We start from the raw sequence: 19,261 nt of genomic DNA, 5'->3' as shown, positions 1-19,261 counted from the left end.
CTGCTTGCAGGGGAGGGTTGGGGAGGGGTGCTCCTGCTTTTAAGCTGCCGCACTGCAACCGCAACCTTGCCCGCAACCCGCCGCCGCGCCCTCGGCGATATCGGCATGCACCGTGTCCGCCTGTTCGACGACTTCCATCGGATGCAGGTCGAGTCGGCGGAACAGGGCGTGATCGGCGGCCACGTCGGGATTGCCGGTGGTGAGCAGCTTGTCGCCCAGGAAGATCGAGCCGGCGCCGGCGAAGAAGCACAGCGCCTGCACCGCGTCGTCCATCTGCTGGCGACCGGCGGACAGGCGCACGATCGAGCGCGGCATCAGGATGCGCGCCACCGCGATGGCGCGCACGAACTCGAACGGGTCCAGCGGCTCGGCATCGGCCAGCGGTGTGCCGGGCACCGGTACCAGCTGGTTGATCGGCACCGACTGCGGATGCGCGGGCAGGTTGGCCAGCGCCTGCAGCAGGCCGGCGCGCTGCTCGCGCGTCTCGCCCATGCCCACGATGCCGCCGCAGCAGGTTTTCAGGCCGGCGTCGCGTACCTGTTCCAGCGTGACCAGGCGATCCTGGTAATCGCGGGTGTGGATGATCTCGCCGTAGAACTCCGGCGCGGTGTCGATGTTGTGGTTGTAGTAATCCAGCCCCGCGTCCTTCAGCGCCTGCGCGTGGCCGTCGCCCAGCAGGCCCAGCGTGGCGCAGGTTTCGAGGCCCAGATCCTTCACTGCGCGCACGATCGCGGCAACCTTGGGGATATCGCGATCCTTGGGCCCGCGCCACGCCGCGCCCATGCAGAAGCGGCTGGCGCCCGCATCCTTCGCGGCGCGGGCGCGCTGCAGCACCTCGTCGATCTCCAGCAGTTTCTGCGCCTGCACGCCGGTGTCGTAGCGCGCCGCCTGCGGGCAGTAGGCGCAGTCCTCAGGGCAGCCGCCGGTCTTGATCGACAACAGGGTCGACACCTGTACCGCGTTCGGGTCGTGGTGTTCGCGGTGCACGGCGTGCGAACGGAACAGCAGGTCGTTGAACGGCAGGGCGAACAGCGCGACGACCTCGTCGCGGGTCCAGTCGTGACGGACGGCAGCAGGCATGGCGGACTCCAGGGCAGAGGCCGCGAAGTGTGGGCGGGGCTCGCCGCCTCGTCAACCTGAAATGAATCATCAAGGTTGACGAGGCGGCCGCCCGCCGCGCTATTTAACGGCGTCGCGTACCGCCTTGACCTGTTCGGCAGTGACCTGCTTGGCCTGGTTGCCCCACGAAATGCGCTCGTGGTTCGCGATGTCGGCGATGTCCGCGTCGTTGAGGCTGGCGGCGAACGGCGGCATCGCGCTGGGATAGCTGACGCCATCGATGGCCTCGCCATGCAGGCCGTGCAGGATCACGTCGAGCTGCTTGGTCGGATCCGCGTTCAGCACGGCAGGGTTGCCCTTGAGTGGCGGAAACGCGCCGGGCAGGCCCAGACCGGTGGGCTGGTGGCAGGCCGCGCAATACGTGCCATAGAGCTGCGCGCCGTGGGCCGGATCGAACGTGTACGGCCCGGTGGCCGCCGGCGGCGGCGCGGCGTTCTCATCCACCGGTGCCTTGGTGATTTGCGGCTTGGCCAGCGCCTCGCCCGGCGTGGCGATCTCCAGGATGCCCTGCGCGCCCAGCACGGCGTGCGCCATCGAGTGATCCACGAACGGATAGTGGCCCGCCTCGTCCAGGGTGAGGTCGAACACCGCGCCCTCGCCCGGCCCCACCGTGTAGGTGGAGACGCCGTCGATGGCCTGCGCCGGGTTGCCGCCGGGGTAGACCTTGTCGAAGATCGCGCCGATCACGTGGAACGCGCTCCACAGGCTCGGCCCGGCGTTGACCACGTACAGGCGCACCAGATCGCCCGGCTTGGCGGTCAATGGATGCTGCACGTACTGGAAGGCGGCGCCGTTGAACACCACTTCGTCGGGGCGGATCTGCTGCATCTTCTCGTAGTTGCCCGCCATCAGCGTGCCGGACACCTGCTGCGTGTACCACTCGCCCTGCACCAGCACATAGCTTTCGGCCGCCGGCGGCAGCGGTTCGGCCGGGTCGACGATGATCGCGCCATACATGCCGTTGCCGATGTGCAGCAATACCGGCGGCGTACCGCAGTGATAGAGGAACGCGCCCGGCACCTTGGCCACGAACGAGAAGGTGATCGACTCGCCCGGCATGATGTCCACGTAATGCAGGCTCGGTGGCGTGATCGCCGAGTGGAAGTCGATCGAGTGCTGCATGGTGCCGCGGTTGGTGAGGGTGACGTTCACCGTCTGCCCCTGGCGCACATGGATCACCGGGCCGGGTACGGTCTTGCCGAACGTCCAGGCCTGGTATTGCACACCGCTGGCGATCTCCACGGTGTCGTCGCTGGAGGTGATCTGCACGTCCACGCTGTCGCCCGGTTGCAGTGGCGGCAGGCGTGCATCACGCGCCTGCTTGATCGGCTGGGTGGAAGCCAGCGACAGCGGCGTCACCGCGGCGGCGGCGGCGGCGGGGCTGGCGCTGCGCACGTTCAACGCGCTGTGCAGACCGGCCAGCAGCAGCGCCACCAGCAGCAGCACGCCAGCCAGCGCCGGACCCTGCACGCGCCAGGACAGGTGCTGCACCTGCTCCAGCGGTACACGGCTGTTCCATTCGGAAAACCGGCGCCAGCTCGGCCAGCGGCTCTCGATCAGGTAGTCGACGCTGTATGGGCTGGGGCCGGCGCGCAGGTTGATCACGATCAGGGCGGCGAAAATCAGCACGAAGCTGATCGCTGCACCGATGTTGTTGGCGCCCACCGAATACGGCCCACCGAAGCCCTCGGCCGTACTCCAGATCAGCAGGCTGAAAAGAATGCCCACGACATAGGTGATCTTGCGCGCGAAACCCAGCAGCAAGGCCAGCGCCAGCAGGGTCTCGGCGATCCGCGTGGCCCATACGAACAGGCCCACGTTCGGTGTCACCAGGGCGATCCACATCTGGAACCACCACGCCGACCACGCCGGCTGTCCGGTGGCGGCGTTGTGCAGGTAGCCCACGTAGTGATCGGCAAAACCATCGGTCCAGGTCAGCGCGGCGCTTACCGCCCAGATCACGCCGAAGGCCACGCGCAGCGCGGTGCCGGCGAGTGTCGGCCAGGTCGATGGAGCGGCTTGGTTGTCGTGCGACGAGATCATGCAGGCCTCCTGGTGGGAAGAGACGATGGGTACGCGACACGGCGTACCCGTCGATCATCGAGTGTAGAGCGTGAACGTGCAATCGGCGCGAACCGGTTTTTGCCACTACCATCGAGCGATGCCGGAACGGTAGGTACATGGACACGACCCATCGCCAGCGATCCTGGCCGGTGCTGCTGCACTGGCTGTTGCCACTGCGCTGCCTGCTGTGCGGCGGCGCGGGCGCGCACGGCATGGACTTGTGTGCCGACTGCAGCGACGAACTGCCGCGCAACCGGAGCTGTTGCGCCCGCTGCGCCCTGCCGCTGGCCGCGCCCGCCGCGCTGTGCGGCGAATGCCAGCGGCGGTCGCCACCATGGGATGCCGCGTGGGCGCCGTTCCGCTACGGCTGGCCGTTGAACCGGCTGGAATCACGCTTCAAATTCGGCGCCGACCTGGCTGCCGGCCGCGTGCTGTCCAGCCTGTGGCAGCGCGAAAGCCGCCCCATGGCATTGCCCCGGCAGATCCTGACCGTGCCGCTGCACAGCAGCCGCCTGCGCCAGCGCGGCTACAACCAGGTGCTGGAACTGGCACGGCCGCTGGCGCGCGAACTGCGCCTGTCGCTATGCGTCGATGCGATCCAGCGCGTGCGCCGCACCGAGGCGCAGACCGAGCTCGATGCGGTAGCTCGCCGACGCAACGTGCGTGGCGCCTTCGCGTTGCGCGAGGGCGTGGCGCTGGCGCCGCACGTGGCGGTGATCGACGACGTGATGACCACCGGCGCCACCCTGGCCGAATGCGCCCGCGTGCTGAAACGTGCAGGCGTGCAGAGGGTCGACGTGTGGGCGCTGGCGCGGGCCGGCAACCGGTAGGAGCGCACCCTGTGCGCGATGCTTTTTGCGGGATTCGGAACTCGCAAGGGCCAAGAGCAAAGAGCATCGCGCACAGGGTGCGCTCCTACATGGCAAGTGCCAGCACGATGCCGATCCACAGCGCCAGCCCGACCCAGTTGTTGTGGCGGAAGGCGGCCAGGCAGGCGTCGCGTTGGCGGTCGCGGATCAGCCACAACTGCCAGGCGAACAAGCCGGCCACTGCCAGCAGGGACAGCCAGAACGGCCAGCCCAGCGCGGCGCGCTGGCCCACGAACAGCATCGCCAGCAGGAACGTGCCCATCAGCACGCCCAAAATCGGCACGTCGGCATCGCCAAACAGGATCGCGGTGGACTTGGCGCCGGCCTTGAGGTCGTCCTCGCGATCGACCATCGCGTATTCGGTGTCGTAGATCACCGACCACAGGATGTTGCCGATGAACAGCAGCCAGCCCACCGGTGACACCGTACCGGTCGTGGCCGCGAACGCCATCGGGATCGCCCAGCCGAACGCCGCGCCCAACACCACCTGCGGCATGTAAGTGTAGCGCTTGGTAAACGGGTACAGCGCCGCCAGCGCCGCGCCCACGAAGGACAATTCGATGGTCAGCCGGTTGGTGAACAACACCAGCACGAACGCGACCGCCAGCAGCGCGCCGGCCACCAGCAGCGCCTCGCGCGGCGTGACCCGGCCGGCGGCAATCGGCCGCCCCGCCGTGCGGGCCACCTGCGGGTCGAGGTGGCGGTCGGCGTAATCGTTGATGGCGCAGCCGGCGGCGCGCATCGCAAACACCCCCAGGGTGAAGATGGCCAGCAGCTTCCAGGACGGGAAATCGCCCGCCGCCAGCCACAGCGCCCACCAGGTCGGCCACAGCAGCAGCAGCGCGCCAATCGGGCGGTCCATGCGGGTCAGCACCAGGTAATCCAGCGCCTTCTCGCGGTGGCGCGCCGGCCAGCGGCGCAGCAGCCAGTTCAGGACCCGCGTGGCCGTGGTGGAGCTGTCGGCCGGGCGCGGCGCCTTCGCGCGTGGCCGCGTCGCCGCGCCGGGGCGCGGGCGGGGGGCTGGCGAGGGGGCGGCTTTCTGCGGGCGGCGCTTGCGGGACGTGGGAGCCATGGGCGAAGTTTAGCCCGAGCCCGGTGCCGTGGCTGTGCCACGCCGCACGCCCGCTGCGGCCCTGCCCGCGGCATGGATCGACGAGGAAAACACGCCGGCTTCGACCATGGTCGCCCTAAAGCGCCATGACAAACAGCCGATACATGTTCAGGCCTACCGTTTCGGCCCTCCGCCACCTCTGGCCTTGGGCGGATGGCGCCTTGGAGTTCGGGAGGAGTGATGGTCGAGTGTGAATGCTCCGGGCGGGAGAACCAGGCGGCGTCGGGCACAGCCAACGTCGAGCCTGTCGACGCGTCCCGGTTGCTGGCGCATTCGCGCCTGCTCGATTCCGTGGCGGCGTTCACCCATCACCGCGACGTCGATGCGCTCGATCACAGCCTGGTGCTGTCGCTGGCCGAATTGACTTCGGCGCACAGCGTGTCGCTGGGCAAATACACCGCCGACAGCCATGGCCGGCTGCGCACCGTGGTGCGCTGCACGGTGGGCGCCCATGGCCATTACGAGTTGCGTGCGTTCGAGCCGGCGCCGAATGATCCGTCGCTGCACCTGTTGCGCCAGGGACTGGAGCGGGTGGACGCGCACGCGGAACAGGGCGCGGAAGGGCTGCACCGGCTGATCGTGCCGATACTTTCCGAAGGCCGCGCGGTGGGCGCGTTGCAACTGGAAAGCGCCGTGCCTTGCGGCGACAGCCTGCCGCTGGTCGCCGGCTTCGCACGCATCTATGCCAATTACACCGCGCTGCTCAACGAGAGCGAGCGCGACAAGCTGACCGGCTTGTACAACCGCCGCACGTTCGAACGGCACCTGCGACGCCTGTTGCAGCCGGACCCTGCGGCGATCACCACCGAAGCGCTTGACGAGCGCCGTCATGGTGGGCCGTCTGCGCGCGACGAGGTCTGGCTGGCCATCCTCGACATCGATCACTTCAAGCGCATCAACGACAGCTACGGTCATGTCTACGGTGACGAGGTGATCCTGCTGCTGGCGCAGCAGATGCGCGCCTGTTTCCGCCAGTCCGACGTGTTGTTCCGCTTCGGTGGCGAGGAGTTCGTGATCCTGCTGGCGGCGCATGACGAAGCCACCGTGCGCAGCGTGCTGGAGCGGTTCCGCCTGCGCATGGCCGCGTACGTCTTTCCGCAGGTGGAGCACGTCACCGTCAGCATCGGCTATGCGCGTATCGGCGAGCACGACTACCCCGCGACCATCCTCGAGCGCGCGGACAAGGCGCTGTACTTTGCCAAGGAGCACGGGCGCAACTGCGTGCAGGGCTTCGAGGCGCTGACGGCGCAGGGCCTGCTGGCCACCGGCGGCGCGGCGGCGGGAAGCATCGACCTGTTCTGACCAACCTGTTCTGATCGAGCCACCCTGGCCGAGCCGCGCGGGTCAGCCCTGCAGCAACAGCCGATAGGCGCTGTGGTCGCTCTCGTTGCGATACGGATAGCCCAGCGTTTCGAGGAAGCGCTGGAACAGTTCGCGTTCGTCCGGCGGCACCTGGATGCCGACCAGGATGCGGCCGTAATCGGCGCCCTGGTTGCGGTAGTGGAACAGGCTGATGTTCCAGTCCGGGTGCATGTGGCCCAGGAAGCGGGTCAGCGCGCCGGGGCGCTCGGGGAATTCGAAACGGTACAGCTGCTCGTCCTGCGCCAGTGGCGAGCGGCCGCCCACCATGTGGCGCAGATGCAACTTGGCCAACTCGTCGTCGGTGAGGTCGAGCACGCCGAAATCCTGCGCGTGGAAGGCGGCGATCAAGGCCTCGCGTTCGTTCCGACCGGTGGTCTGCACGCCCACGAAGATGTGCGCCAGCCGGGTGTCGCCGACGCGGTAGTTGAACTCGGTGATGCTGCGATCGCCCAGCGTGGCGCAGAAACGGCGGAAGCTGCCGCGTTGCTCGGGCACGGTCACCGCGAACACGGCCTCGTGCTGCTCACCGACTTCGGCGCGCTCGGCCACGAAGCGCAGCTGATCGAAATTCATGTTGGCGCCGGAGACGATCGCCACCAGCGCGCCCTCGCTCTCTTCGCCCGCGGCCTTCTGGTCGGTGATGTATTGCTTGAGCCCGGCCAGCGCCAGTGCGCCGGCGGGTTCGGGAACGCTGCGGGTTTCCTGGAACACGTCGCGGATGGCGGCGCAGATCGCATCGGTATCGACCCGCAGCATGGCGTCGACGTGACGCTTGCACAGGGCATAGGTGCGTACGCCGACCTGCTTCACTGCGGTGCCGTCGGAAAACAGGCCCACTTCGTCCAGCGTCACCCGTTCGCCGGTTTCCAGCGAGCGGGCCATCGCATCGGAGTCGGCCGCCTGCACGCCGATGACCTTGACCTCCGGGCGCAGCGACTTGATGCAGGCGGCCACGCCGGCCAGCAGGCCGCCGCCGCCCACCGGCACGAACACCGCATCCAACGGGCCTGGGTGCTGGCGCAGGATCTCCAGGCCGATGGTGGCCTGGCCGGCGATCACGTCCGGGTCGTCGAACGGGTGCACCACGGTGTAGCTGTGGGCGTACTGCAGGCGCAGCGCCTCGGCCTGGGCCTCGCTGTACGAGTTGCCGCACAACACCACTTCGACGGAACTGCCGCCGATGCGGCGCACGGCATCCAGCTTGACCTTCGGTACCGTCACCGGCATCACGATGACCGCGTGGATGCCCAGCTTCGCCGCCGCCAGCGCCACGCCCTGGGCATGGTTGCCGGCGGACGCGGCGATCACGCCGCAGGCACGCTGGGGCGGGTCGAGGCGGCTCATCTTGTTGTAGGCGCCGCGCAGCTTGAACGAAAAGACCGGTTGCTGATCCTCGCGCTTCAACGCCACCGACCGGCCGTAGCGGGTCGACAACAGCGGTGCCGGCTGCAACGCCGTCTCGCGTGCCACGTCGTAGACGCGCGCGGCGTACATGCGCCGCAGCAACTCCTCGTCGGACAACGAGGGCACCCCGTCCGGTTGCACCGGCGCCTTGCTGGTGACGGCATTCATCATCAGTCCGCCGTTGCCTGGTGGCTGACTTCCAGCACGTCGATCAGCTTGCGCGTCTGGCGCACGATCTGCACCACGGCCTGGTCGTCGCCACGGATGCTGAGCACCAGCTTCGAGATGGCGGGGTCGGCGGTGGCGGCCACGTTGAGCGAGTCGATGTTGTAGCTGCGCGAGGCGAACAGCCCGGCCACGCGCACCAGCGCGCCGGTTTCGTTCTGCAGCATGATGGTAAGCGTGTGTTGCGTGACGGCGTTCATGGGCATCCGCTCAAAACATGTCGTTGCGTAGGGTTTCGTCGCCGGCGGCGCGCTGCCGCGAGGCGATGAAATCACCGGTGATCATCTGGGCGTACGACATGCCCGGGCCCACCATCGGGTAGACGCCGGCGTCCGGGTCGATCATCACTTCCAGGAAGGCAGGGCCCTCGAACGCCAGGAATTCGGCGATGGTGTCGGCCAGTTCCTCCTTGCGCTCCAGCCGGCGCGCCCAGGTGAAGCCGTCGGCCTGCACGGCCTTGATGAAATCCTTGGTATGCAGGCTCTTGTCGGAGGAGGCGAAGCGGCCCTTGAAGAACAGCTTCTGCCACTGCCGCACCATGCCGTCGCCGCGGTTGTTGAGCAGCACGATCTTCACCGGCAGGCCATACGTGGTGACGGTTTCCAGCTCGCCCAGATTCATGCGAATGCTGCCGTCGCCATCGATGTCGATGACGGTGGCGTCGCGCCGCGCAAACTGCGCGCCAATGGCCGCGGGCAGGCCGAAACCCATCGTGCCCATCGAGCCGGAGCTGAGCCAGTGGCGTGGCGCGCGGTAATCGAAATACTGCGCCGCCCACATCTGGTGCTGGCCCACGCCGGTGCTGATGATCGCGTGGCCGTCGGTGATGCGGTTGATCGCCTCGATCACCGCATACGGCTGGATCAGCTCGCTGTCGTGGTCGTAGTTCAGCGCGTGCACGCGCTTGAGCTCGGCGATATGCGCGTGCCAGGCGGCGTAGCGGCCGTCCTGCCGCGGGTGGATACCGTGCGCCGCGCCGTACTCGCGCAGGCGCTCGAGCGTGCGCCGCAGGTCGCCGATGTGGTGCCAGTCCACCGCCTTGACCTTGCCGATCTCGGCCGGATCGATGTCCACCTGGGCGATGAATTTCGCGCGGGGAGCGAACTTGTCCGGCACGCCGGCCACGCGGTCGTCGAAGCGCGCGCCCAGGGTCAGCACGAAGTCGCAATCCTCCACCGCGTAGTTGGCGTAGGCGGTGCCGTGCATGCCCAGGAAATGCAGCGCCAGCGGATCGGTGGTGTCGAACGCGCCCAGCCCCATCAGCGTAGTGGTGACCGGCAGGCCAAAATCGGCCACGAAATCACGCAGGGCCTCGGCGGCACCGGAGGCGATCACGCCGCCACCGGCGTAGATCAGCGGACGCCTGGCCTGGGCCAGCGCGTCGAAGAAGCTGGCGCAACCGGCATCGTCCAGCTGGGCCGACTGCACGTTGCGCAGGCGCGCGCGGTAGCCAGGAATCGGCAGCTGGCCCTGGCCGGCAAAGGTCAGCGCGGTGTTCTGCACATCCTTGGGTACGTCCACCACCACCGGGCCGGGCCGTCCGCTGCGGGCGATCTCGAACGCGGTACGCAAGGTGGCTTCCAGCACGCTGGCATCGGTCACCAGGAACACGTGCTTCGCGCAGGCGCCCATGATCGTGCTGACCGGGGCTTCCTGGAACGCGTCGCTGCCGATGGCGGCCACGCCGACCTGGCCGCAGATCACCACCATGGGGATCGAGTCGGCCATCGAATCACGCACCGGGGTGACCATGTTGGTGGCGCCGGGGCCGGAGGTGACCACGGCCACGCCGACCTTGCCGGAGGCGCGCGCATAGCCGGCGGCCATGAAGCCCGCGCCCTGCTCGTTGGCCGGCACGATCAGCGGCAACGGCTCGCTGCCGTCGTCGTTCGGATGGGTGGCGTTGTACCGGAATACGGCGTCGTAGACCGGCAGGATGGCGCCGCCGGAATAGCCGAACATCACGTCGACGCCTTCGTCCGCCAATACCTGCACGATGACCTCGGCGCCGCTCATCGACTTCGCCGCCAGCGGGTGCAGGTCGCCGGCGGGAGCCGGGGTGGACTTGGTATTCATCAGTTGTGCATTCACGATGTTGCGGTTCCTTGGCATGGCCGGCAGCCGCCGGGTGCTTGGACGCGATGCGATGACGGTGCGGCGCACCGGTCACCCCAACGCTTGTGTCATGAGTGGGAGGTCGATTCCCGTGGTGGTCGTCCTGACCTGACCGGAACGCCGTAGATCTCGGCGATCTTCAGATCCTGTTCCTGCGCGCAGAAGCTTTCCCATACCAGGCCATTGACGTCGGAGGTGCTGGAAAATCCTTCGGCGAGGTCATCCTCGAAGCCGATGTGGCGCAACTGGCCCGCGCGCTCCGGCATCTGGTTGATGGAGAAGTTCAGCAGGTCGGTACGCCACATCGCGTACTTGCCGGCGACGACGGCGCTCGGCTGGGCATCCAGTCGCTGGCTGTAGTCGTCGATCGACTCGGCCAGGTCGCGAACCGCCAGCGCAATGTGAAAACGTTTCACGTCGTGTCCCCGATGGAAAAACGTTGCCGCTCCGTTCCCCGGCGAACCGGGGAACGGGACGTCGATCAGCCTGCCTGCTTCGCCGTTTCCGGCTGCAGCCACGGCATGCGGGCGCGCAGCTTGGCACCGACCACCTCGACCGGATGCTCCAGATCGGCCTGCTTGAACTTCTTGTAATTCGGCAGGCCGGCTTCGTACTCGGCGATCCAGTTGCGAGCGAAGGTGCCGTTCTGGATGTCGGTCAGCACATCCTTCATGCGCGCCTTGACGCCGGCGTCGATCACGCGCGGGCCGCTGACGTAGTCGCCGTACTGGGCGGTCTCGGAGACGAACTGCAGCATCTTGGTGATGCCGCCTTCGTAGAACAGGTCCACGATCAGCTTCAGTTCGTGCAGCACTTCGTAGTAGGCGATTTCCGGCTGGTAGCCCGCTTCCACCAGGGTCTCGAAGCCGGCCTGCACCAGCGACGAGGCGCCGCCGCACAGCACGGCCTGCTCGCCGAACAGATCGGTCTCGGTCTCTTCCTTGAAGTCGGTCTTGATCAGCATGGCGCGGCCGCCACCGATGCCGTTGGCATAGGCATGCGCCTTGGCCTCGGCCTGGCCGGACACGTCCTGGTACACCGCCCAGATGCTGGGCACGCCGCGGCCGCGCTCATACTCGGTACGCACCAGCGCGCCGGGGCCTTTGGGGGCCACCAGGATCACGTCGATGTCCTTGCGCGGGTCGATCCGCTTGAAGTGCACGTTGAAGCCGTGCGCGAACAGCAGCGCCGCGCCGGGCTTGATGTTCGGCTCGATGCTCTGCGTATAGACGTCTGCCTGCACCATGTCGGGCGTCAGCACCGCGACCAGGTCGGCACCCTTCACCGCCTCGCCCGGCTCGGCCACCTTGAAGCCTTCGGCACTGGCCTTCTCCCAGGACGGGCCGCCCTTGCGCAGGCCGACGACGACGTCGAGGCCGGAGTCGCGCAAGTTGAGGGCGTGGGCGCGGCCCTGGCTGCCGTAGCCGAGAACGGCGATGCGGGCATTGCCCAGGGTGTCGTTGTTGCTCATGCGGTAACTCCTGCTTTGGTTGGTTTGTTTGTGTGGGCGGGCGTCTGCACCGCCGTATCGGGATGGGTGTTGGCGCCGTCGGAGGCGGAACCAACCAGCCGCGCGTACTTGGCCAGTACGCCGCGGGTGACTTTGGGCTCGGGCGGCTGCCAGCTGGCGCGGCGGCCGTCGAGGTCGGCATCGGTGACCAGCTCGCGGGTGTTGGCATCGATGCGCAGGTGGTCGCCGTCACGCAGCAGCGCGATCGGGCCGCCACGCGCCGCTTCCGGCGCCACGTGGCCCACCATGAAACCGTGGGTGGCGCCGGAGAACCGGCCATCGGTGATCAGCGCCACGTCGTCGCCCAGGCCGCGGCCGATCAGTGCGGCGGTGACGCCCAGCATCTCGCGCATGCCCGGGCCGCCGGCGGGGCCTTCGTTGCGGATCACCACCACGTCGCCCTTGCCGATGCGTCCTTCCTGCACGGCAGTGAAGGCCGCTTCCTCGCTTTCGAACACACGGGCGGTGCCTTCGAAATGGGTGGCGCCATGGCCGGCGCTGTTCTTGCCGGGGATCTTCAGGATGCAGCCTTCCGGCGCGACATTGCCGTAGAGGATGGAATAGCCGCCGCGCGGCTTGATCGGTGCGCTGACCGGGAACACCACCTGCTGGTCCTCGAAACGCGGCGCCTCGGCGGCTTCGGCAAACAGTGTGCGACCGGTGACGGTGGGCGCGTCCTGCAGCATGCCGGCGGCGATCAGCTCCTGCGCCACGCGGGCAATGCCGCCGGCGTCGAACAGCTCGACCGCGGTGTACTGGCCGCCGGGCAGCAGGTCGGAGATCACCGGGGTGTTCTCCGAAGCGGGCTGGAAGTCCTCCAGCGTCCACGGCACGCCGGCCTCGCGGGCGATCGCCAGCAGGTGCAGCACGGCATTGGTGGAGCCGGCGGTGGCGGCGACCATGCGTGCGGCGTTGCTCAGCGCGGTGCGGTTGAACATCGAGCTGGGGCGGCGATCCTCGCGCAGGCATTCCATCACCAGCTCACCGCAGCGCTGCGCGGCGGCGAGTTTGTCGGGATGCGTGGCGGGGATGTCGTTCAGGCCCATCGGCGACAGGCCCAGCGTGGTCAGCACCATCGCCATGGTGTTGGCGGTGAACTGGCCGCCGCAGGCACCGGCGCCGCCGCAGGCATCGCATTCCACCGAGCGCAGCTCGGCATCGTCGATCTTGCCCGCGCCATGCGCGCCGACCGCCTCGAACACCTGCTGGATGGTGATCGGGCGGTTCTTGTGCAGGCCATGCGCGATGGTGCCGCCGTACAGCGCCACCGCCGGGATATCCAGCCGCGCCATCGCCATCGCGGCGGCGGGGATGGTCTTGTCGCAACCGCACAGCACCACCATGGCGTCGCACAGGTGGCCCTCGACCGCCGCCTCGATGGAGTCGGTGATGACCTCGCGGCTCACCAGCGAATAGCGCATGCCGGCCGTGCCCATGGCGATGCCGTCGGTGACCGCGATGGTGTTGAACTCCACTGGCGTGCCGCCCGCGGCGCGGATGCCCTTGGCGACTTCGGCAGCCAAGTCGCGCAGGTTGAGGTTGCACGGGCTGACGTCGGACCAGGTGTGCACCACCGCGATCAGCGGCTTCCTGATCGCGTCGTCATCCATGCCGGTGGCGCGCAACATGGCACGGGCGGGAGCGCGATCGGCGCCGGTCTTGATTGCATCACTACGCATGGCGGTTCCAGTAGGACATGGGGAAGGGGGCGTCCGGTCAGCCGGCCGAGCGCAGGGAAGGGGCGGCGCTGGCGTAGCCGTCCAGGGCCTGCAGCACCGCGTCCAGCACGTCCTGCGTGCCGGCCTGGCCGCCGATGTCGCGGCTGTGCGGGCCGTCGCTCAGCACGCGGTCGATGGCGGCTTCGATCGCCACGGCTTCGGCTTCCAGCTGCAGCGAGTGGCGCAGCAGCAGTGCGGCGGAGAGGATGGTGCCGACCGGGTTGGCCACGCCCTTGCCGGCGATGTCCGGGGCCGAGCCGTGGATCGGCTCGTACAGGCCCACGCGACTTTCGCCCAGCGACGCCGACGGCAACAGGCCCAGCGAGCCGGCCAGCGCGGCGGCCTCGTCGGTGAGGATGTCGCCGAACAGGTTTTCGGTGACCACCACGTCGTAGCGCGACGGCTGGCTCAGCAGCAGCATCGCCATCGAATCGACCAGTTGGTGCTCGACCTTCACGTCCGGGAATTCGGTGGCGATGCGCTGCACCGTGCTGCGCCACAGGCGCGAGGTTTCCAGCACGTTGGCCTTGTCCACCGAGGTGAGCTGCTTGCGGCGGCCGCGTGCCAGCGCGAAGGCGCGGCGGGCCACGCGTTCCACTTCGGCCACGGTGTATTTGCATTCGTCGGTGGCGGTGTCGTCGGTGCGGGTCTTGGCACCGAAGTAGGCGCCGCCGGTGAGTTCGCGCACGAACAGCACGTCCACGCCCTGCAGGCGCTCATTCTTCAGCGGCGACAGGTCGGCCAGCGCCGGATGCACCTGCAGCGGGCGCAGGTTGGCGTACACGCCCAGCGCGGCGCGCAGGCCCAGCAAGCCCTGCTCGGGGCGCACCGGTGCGTTCGGATCGGACCATTTCGGCCCGCCCACGGCGCCCAGCAGCACCGCGTCGGCCTGCTTGCAGGCGGCCAGCGTGGCGGCGGGCAGCGGCTCGCCGGTGGCGTCGATGGCGCAGCCGCCGATCAGCTGTTCGTCGAAGGTGAACTCGTGGCCGTAGTGGCCAGCCACGGCTTGCAGCACGGCGACAGCCGCGGCGGTGACTTCCGGACCCACGCCGTCGCCGGGCAGAGTGACGATGCGTGCCTTCATGCCGCTTTCTCCTGTTTCTCAAAATGGCCGATGGCGTCGGTGTGCTGCAGCAGGAAGCCGAGCTGATCCACGCCGTTCAGCAGGCAGTGGCGGGCGAATGGCTCCAGCGTGAACGCGACCTGGCTGCCGTCGGGCAGGGTGATCGTCTGCGCCTGCACGTCGATGGTCAGTTCCACGCCGGGGTTGTCCAGCAGCCAGCGGTGCTGCGCCTCGGCGATCACGATCGCCAGCAGGCCGTTCTTCAGCGCGTTGTTGCGGAAGATGTCCGCGATCTCGCTGCACAGCACGGCCTGGATGCCGTAGTCGAGCAGCGCCCACGGCGCGTGTTCGCGCGAGGAGCCGCAGCCGAAGTTGCGCCCGGCCACCAGGATCTCGCAGCCCTGCGACTGCGGTTGGTTGAGCGGGAAGGCGGGGTTGTCGGAGCCGTCGCTCTGGTAGCGCCAGTCGTTGAAGCACAGCTTGCCCAGGCCCTCACGTACCGTGGTGGTGAGGAAGCGCGCCGGGATGATGCGGTCGGTATCGATGTTTTCGTCGGTCAGCACGGCGGTGCGTGACTGCAGGCGGGTAATCGGTTTCATGCTGCGACCTCCGTCAGGTACACGCGCGGGTCGGCGATCACGCCGGCCACGGCCGATGCGGCCGCGGTGGCCGGGCTGGCCAGCACGGTGCGGGCGCCCTTGCCCTGGCGGCCTTCGAAATTGCGGTTGGAGGTGGACACCACCAGCTGGCCCGGCTGCGCCAGATCGCCGTTCATGGCGATGCACATCGAGCAACCCGGCACGCGCCATTCGGCGCCGGCATCCAGAAACACCTGGTGCAGGCCCTCGCGCTCCGCATCGCGGCGCACCGCCTCGGAGCCGGGCACCACCAGCATGCGTACACCCTCGGCGACGTGGCGACCGCGCAACACGCTGGCGGCTTCGCGCAGGTCGGGCAGGCGCGAGTTGGTGCAGCTGCCGATGAACACCACGTCCACCGCCATGCCTTCCATCGACTGGCCCGGCTCGTAGTGCATGTAGTCGCGGGCGCGGCGCTCCTGCGCGTTGGTGGGTTCCGGCAAGGTGGCGCTCAGGGCGCTGGCCATGCCCGGGTGGGTGCCGTAGGTGACGGTGGGGCCGATCTTGCTGGCGTCGAAATGCACCTCGCGGTCGTAGCTGGCGCCCTCGTCGCTGCGCAGCGCGCGCCAGCGGGCCACGGCGGCGTCCCAGTCGGCGCCCTGCGGTGCCATCGGGCGGCCCTTCAGCCACGCGAAGGTGGTTTCGTCCGGTGCGATCAGGCCGGCGCGGGCACCGGCTTCGATCGACATGTTGCAGATGGTCATGCGCTCTTCCATCGACAACGCCTCGATGGTCGGGCCGCGGTATTCCAGCACGTAGCCGGTGCCGCCATCGACGCCGATCGAGCCGATGATGTGCAGGATCAGGTCCTTGGCGCCCACGCCGGGGGCCAGCTTGCCGTCCACGTGGATGGCCAGGGTTTTCGGCTTGCGCTGCAGCAGGCACTGGGTGGCCAGCACGTGGCCCACCTCGGTGGTGCCGATGCCGAACGCCAGCGCGCCGAACGCGCCATGGGTGGAGGTGTGGCTGTCGCCGCAGACGATGGTCATGCCCGGCTGGGTGGCGCCCAGTTCCGGGCCGATCACGTGCACGATGCCGCGCTGGTCGCTGTCCCAGCCATGCAGGGTGACGCCGAACTCGGCGCAGTTGGCTTCCAGCTGTTCCACCTGCGCCTTGGCGGCGGCATTGGTGTACGGCCGCACGCCGTCCGCGCCGGTGGGCAACGTGGGCGTGGAATGGTCGAGCGTGGCTAGGGTGCGATCGGGACGGCGCAGGGTGAGCCCGCGTTGGCGCAATTCGCTGAACGCCTGCGGCGAGGTGACTTCGTGCACCAGATGCAGGTCGACGTACAGGACGGCGGGCGTATCGGTGGATTCGGGCGCCACCACGTGGGCGTCCCACACTTTTTCAAACAGGGTTCTTGCGGTCATGCATTGGCTCCAGTCGACGCTGGCTGTTGTTGGGGAGTCCGACCGTAGGTGGCCGGTTCTTGATTGTCGCGGTCACTGACAACATTCAGCCAGTTCCAGCGGTCTTCGGTACGGCCGTCGAACAGGCCAAAGAATGCCTGGCGCAGGGCCTTGGTGATCGGGCCGGGCGTGCCGTCGCCCACGTTCTTGCGATCGACCGAGCGCACCGGTGTGACCTCGGCCGCGGTGCCGGTCATGAAGATCTCATCGGCGGTATACAACGCCTCGCGCGGCAGGTCACGTTCTTCCACGCTCAGGCCCAGGTCGGCCGCCAGCGTCAGCACGGTGTCGCGGGTGATGCCGGCCAGGATGCCGGCGCTGGACGGCGGCGTGAGCAGCTTGCCGCGCTTGACCAGGAACAGGTTTTCGCCGGCGCCTTCGCTGAGCAGGCCGTTGTGGCCCAGCGCGATGCCCTCGTCGTAGCCGCCGCGGCGCGCCTCCAGCCCGATCAGCTGGCTGTTGAGGTAGTTGCCGCCAGCCTTGGCCCAGCTGGGAATGGTGTTGGGTGCGGGCCGGTTCCACGACGACACGCACACGTCGGCGCCGCGTTCGGCCGCCTCGCCGAGGTAGGCGCCCCAGTCCAGCGCCATGATCGCCACGTCCACGGGTGCCTCGCCCTTGGGCAGCACGCCCAGGCCGCCGGCGCCACGAAACACGATCGGGCGCACGTAGGCCGATTCCATCTTGTTGGCGCGGATCAGCTCGATGCAGGCGGCGTTGATCTGCGCCTCGGTGTAGCCGATCTCGATCTCGTAGACCTTGGCCGACTCGAACAGGCGCCGGGTGTGATCCTCCAGCCGGAAATACGCCGGCCCGCGGTGGGTCGCGTACACGCGCTCACCCTCGAACACGGAGGAGCCGTAGTGCAGCGCGTGGGTGCTGACGTGGACATTGGCCTCGGCCCAGGGCTTGAGCTGACCGTTGTGCCAGATGAAAGGCGTGCTCATGGTGTGGATTCCAGTGCTTTCGGTGCGGAATGCGAGCGGGCCGGAGCCTGCCGTTCGATGCGGTTGACGATCGCCAGCGCGGCCAGGGCGGCGGCTTCCACGATGTCGGTGCTGACGCCGTTGCCGTGCCAGTCGAGGCTGCCGTGGCGGGCGGTGAGTTCGGCGCGACCCTGGGCATCGCCACCTTCGCCCATCGCGCGGATCTGGAACTGGGTCAGCGCCAGTTCGATGCCGGTGGCGCGGGTGATGGCGTGCAGCACGGCGTCGACCGGGCCGTCGCCGGCACCTGTTTCGGCGACCTCGCGGCCATCCTCGTGGACCAGCGTCACCGCGGTGGAGCTGCCGCCACCCAGCTGCGAGCTGGCGTTCAACTGCAGCAGGCTCCAGGGGCCGGTGGTGTCCGGGTCCTGGCCCAGCGCCAGCGCCTGCAGGTCGTCGTCGTGGATGTCGCGGCGCTGGTCGGCCAGCATCTTGAAGCGGGCGAAGATGCCGTCCAAGGTGGCATCGTCCGGCGTATGCCCCAGCTTCTGCAGCCGCTCACGCAGCGCATGGCGGCCGGAATGCTTGCCCAGCACCAGACTGGTTTCGGCGATGCCGACGTCCTGCGGATGCATGATTTCGTAGGTGCCGCGATGCTTCAGCATGCCGTGCTGGTGGATACCCGATTCGTGTGCGAATGCATTGTCGCCCACGATCGCCTTGTTGCGCGGCACGCCCTGGCCGGTCAATTGGGTCAGCAATCGCGAGGTGGGGTACAGCTTGCGCGTATCGATGCCGGTGCTGACGCCGAAGTGCGGTGCGCGCACCTTCAGCGCCATCACCAGTTCCTCCAGCGCGGCATTGCCGGCGCGTTCGCCGATGCCGTTGATGGTGCATTCCATCTGTCGCGCGCCCGCGCTGACCGCCGCCAGGCTGTTGGCCACGGCCATGCCCAGATCGTTGTGGCAATGGCTGGAGAAGATCAGGTTCTCCGCGTTGCGCACGTTCTTGCGCAGGTAGGTGAACAACTCGAACATCTCCGCCGGCGTGGTGTAGCCGACAGTGTCGGGGGCGTTCAGCGTGGTGGCGCCGGCGGCGGCGGCGGCGTTGAACACCTCGACCAGGAAGTCCGGCTCGGTGCGCAGCGCGTCCTCGGCGGAAAACTCCACCTCATGGCACAGCTGGCGGGCACGCTCGACCGAGCGCACGGTGGCTTCCACGACCTGCTGCTTGCTCATGCCCAGCTTGTGCTCGCGGTGCAGCGGGCTGGTGGACAGGAACAGGTGGATGCGCGAGCGACGCGCGCCTTCCAGCGCGCGGGCGCAGCTGTCGATGTCGCCGGGAACGCAGCGGGCCAGGCCGGCAACGGTGGTCTTCGTCAACGACTGGGCGATTTTCGCCACCGCGTTGAAGTCATCCGGTGAGGCCTGCGGGAAGCCCGCCTCAAGGATGTCCACGCCGAGTTCTTCCAGCGCATGTGCCAGTTTCAGCTTGGCGTGCAGATCCATCGAGAAGCCGGGCGCCTGCTCGCCATCGCGCAGGGTGGTGTCGAAGATCAATACGCGATCGGGCGTTGTGTCTTCGCCGTTGCTGCTGTCGTTCGTTGCTGCCGGTTGGTTATTCATCGCTGGCTCCGCGGGGCGGCGCCAAGGGCATGAAAAAACCCCGCATTCGTTTCCGGGTGCGGGGTTCTTCGGGAGTCATCAGGTTATCTTCTAACTACCTGGA

16 protein-coding genes are annotated in these 19,261 nt (G+C 68.2%); 2 read left to right on the top strand and 14 right to left on the bottom strand.

All coding sequences use genetic code 11. The features are described from left to right. Window positions 1–39: 39 nt before the first annotated feature. Complete coding sequence (gene bioB / locus ACFPK0_RS14320; protein ID WP_377341698.1) at window positions 40–1,080, bottom strand: biotin synthase BioB; 1,041 nt, start codon at window positions 1,078–1,080, stop codon at window positions 40–42. A gap of 99 nt (window positions 1,081–1,179) precedes the next feature. Continuing rightward, on the bottom strand, window positions 1,180–3,162 hold the full coding sequence (locus tag ACFPK0_RS14315) for a multicopper oxidase domain-containing protein (protein WP_056084377.1): 1,983 nt from the start codon (window positions 3,160–3,162) through the stop codon (window positions 1,180–1,182). 137 nt (window positions 3,163–3,299) lie between these two features. Between ACFPK0_RS14315 and ACFPK0_RS14310 the strand changes: the two genes are divergently transcribed. Beyond that, window positions 3,300–4,013, top strand: a complete 714-nt coding sequence (locus tag ACFPK0_RS14310) for a ComF family protein (protein ID WP_377341696.1) — start codon at window positions 3,300–3,302, stop codon at window positions 4,011–4,013. Window positions 4,014–4,098: 85 nt separating this feature from the next. Here ACFPK0_RS14310 and ubiA read toward each other — a convergent pair whose 3' ends face one another. Continuing rightward, on the bottom strand, window positions 4,099–5,124 hold the full coding sequence (gene ubiA, locus ACFPK0_RS14305; RefSeq protein WP_235577639.1) for a 4-hydroxybenzoate octaprenyltransferase: 1,026 nt from the start codon (window positions 5,122–5,124) through the stop codon (window positions 4,099–4,101). 219 nt (window positions 5,125–5,343) lie between these two features. On the opposite strand from ubiA, the gene ACFPK0_RS14300 reads away from it, so the two are divergent. Further along, window positions 5,344–6,465 carry a GGDEF domain-containing protein gene (locus tag ACFPK0_RS14300; RefSeq protein WP_377341694.1) on the top strand — a complete coding sequence of 374 codons (1,122 nt, stop codon included), beginning with the start codon at window positions 5,344–5,346 and terminating at the stop codon, window positions 6,463–6,465. Between the two features lie 42 nt (window positions 6,466–6,507). On the opposite strand, the gene ilvA is transcribed toward ACFPK0_RS14300, so the two are convergent. The 11 genes from ilvA to ACFPK0_RS14245 all read right to left on the bottom strand — a co-directional run bounded on the left by ilvA (window position 6,508) and on the right by ACFPK0_RS14245 (window position 19,158). Further along, entirely contained in the window at window positions 6,508–8,097 is a 1,590-nt protein-coding gene (ilvA, locus tag ACFPK0_RS14295; RefSeq protein ID WP_056084385.1) for a threonine ammonia-lyase, biosynthetic, read from the bottom strand. A 2-nt stretch (window positions 8,098–8,099) separates the two neighbouring features. Next, complete coding sequence (ilvN, locus tag ACFPK0_RS14290; protein WP_007081402.1) at window positions 8,100–8,354, bottom strand: acetolactate synthase small subunit; 255 nt, start codon at window positions 8,352–8,354, stop codon at window positions 8,100–8,102. Window positions 8,355–8,364: 10 nt separating this feature from the next. Continuing rightward, window positions 8,365–10,230, bottom strand: coding sequence for a biosynthetic-type acetolactate synthase large subunit (gene ilvB, locus ACFPK0_RS14285; RefSeq protein ID WP_056085132.1), 1,866 nt, complete (start codon window positions 10,228–10,230; stop codon window positions 8,365–8,367). Window positions 10,231–10,337: 107 nt separating this feature from the next. After that, a complete protein-coding gene (locus ACFPK0_RS14280) occupies window positions 10,338–10,685 on the bottom strand; it encodes a VOC family protein (RefSeq protein ID WP_377341691.1) in 348 nt (115 codons plus the stop codon). 65 nt (window positions 10,686–10,750) lie between these two features. After that, window positions 10,751–11,740, bottom strand: coding sequence for a ketol-acid reductoisomerase (gene ilvC, locus ACFPK0_RS14275; protein WP_056084392.1), 990 nt, complete (start codon window positions 11,738–11,740; stop codon window positions 10,751–10,753). Then, window positions 11,737–13,458: a dihydroxy-acid dehydratase gene (gene ilvD / locus ACFPK0_RS14270; RefSeq protein ID WP_377341689.1), complete on the bottom strand. Its 1,722-nt coding sequence runs from the start codon at window positions 13,456–13,458 to the stop codon at window positions 11,737–11,739. The genes ilvC and ilvD overlap by 4 nt, the downstream gene beginning before the upstream one ends. Window positions 13,459–13,495: 37 nt before the next feature. Further along, window positions 13,496–14,581, bottom strand: a complete 1,086-nt coding sequence (leuB, locus tag ACFPK0_RS14265) for a 3-isopropylmalate dehydrogenase (RefSeq protein ID WP_377341687.1) — start codon at window positions 14,579–14,581, stop codon at window positions 13,496–13,498. Further along, complete coding sequence (gene leuD / locus ACFPK0_RS14260; RefSeq protein WP_377341685.1) at window positions 14,578–15,159, bottom strand: 3-isopropylmalate dehydratase small subunit; 582 nt, start codon at window positions 15,157–15,159, stop codon at window positions 14,578–14,580. Before leuD ends, leuB begins: the two co-directional genes overlap by 4 nt. Continuing rightward, window positions 15,156–16,568, bottom strand: coding sequence for a 3-isopropylmalate dehydratase large subunit (leuC, locus tag ACFPK0_RS14255; protein WP_377341683.1), 1,413 nt, complete (start codon window positions 16,566–16,568; stop codon window positions 15,156–15,158). Before leuC ends, leuD begins: the two co-directional genes overlap by 4 nt. Continuing rightward, window positions 16,565–17,554 carry a branched-chain amino acid transaminase gene (locus ACFPK0_RS14250; protein ID WP_056084406.1) on the bottom strand — a complete coding sequence of 330 codons (990 nt, stop codon included), beginning with the start codon at window positions 17,552–17,554 and terminating at the stop codon, window positions 16,565–16,567. Before ACFPK0_RS14250 ends, leuC begins: the two co-directional genes overlap by 4 nt. Beyond that, the gene (locus tag ACFPK0_RS14245; RefSeq protein WP_056084407.1) at window positions 17,551–19,158 is read right to left on the bottom strand and encodes a 2-isopropylmalate synthase; all 1,608 of its coding nucleotides are present in this window, start codon (window positions 19,156–19,158) and stop codon (window positions 17,551–17,553) included. Before ACFPK0_RS14245 ends, ACFPK0_RS14250 begins: the two co-directional genes overlap by 4 nt. Window positions 19,159–19,261: the final 103 nt, after the last annotated feature.

Origin of the sequence: Rhodanobacter ginsenosidimutans (assembly GCF_042655685.1) — a bacterium.
GTDB lineage: Bacteria > Pseudomonadota > Gammaproteobacteria > Xanthomonadales > Rhodanobacteraceae > Rhodanobacter > Rhodanobacter ginsenosidimutans.
The sequence above is the reverse complement of the archived record's forward strand: the minus strand, read 5'-3'. Positions and strand labels throughout refer to the sequence as shown.